This window comes from Methylocella silvestris (genome assembly GCF_002891535.1).
Taxonomy (GTDB): Bacteria; Pseudomonadota; Alphaproteobacteria; order Rhizobiales; family Beijerinckiaceae; genus Methylocapsa; species Methylocapsa silvestris_A.
This window is the reverse complement of sequence record NZ_PDZR01000077.1, coordinates 1-317: the sequence shown is the minus strand read 5'-3', so window position 1 is coordinate 317 and position 317 is coordinate 1. Positions and strand designations below refer to the sequence as shown.

Here is a 317-nt window from a genome sequence, read left to right as displayed (position 1 = left end):
AACCGGGCGGCACGAAAGCCGAGGGGCGGAGACTTCGCATGGCGTTGATTCCTTGATGAAACCAATGCCAGCCGGCGCCCAAACTTCATCAAAATTGAGTCAGAGCCCCAGTTCAATGCCGATTGACAGCAAATTCGGTCGAAACCGGACGAATGTCTGGAATTACCCGGGCGCCAACGCTTTCGCCCGGCGCGGCCGAACGCGCGGCCTCGATGTTCACCCGACCGTCAAGCCAATCGCGATGGTCGCCGACGCGATCCTCGACGCGACGCAGCGCGGCGACATTATTCTTGATCCCTTCTGCGGCAGCGGCACAA

The 317-nt window shown here is 60.6% G+C and carries 1 protein-coding gene; it reads left to right on the top strand.

The features are described 5' to 3' along the window. Nucleotides 1-115: 115 nt before the first annotated feature. On the top strand, nt 116-317 hold a 202-nt coding region (locus tag CR492_RS21310; protein ID WP_348626737.1), incomplete at its 3' end, for a DNA methyltransferase.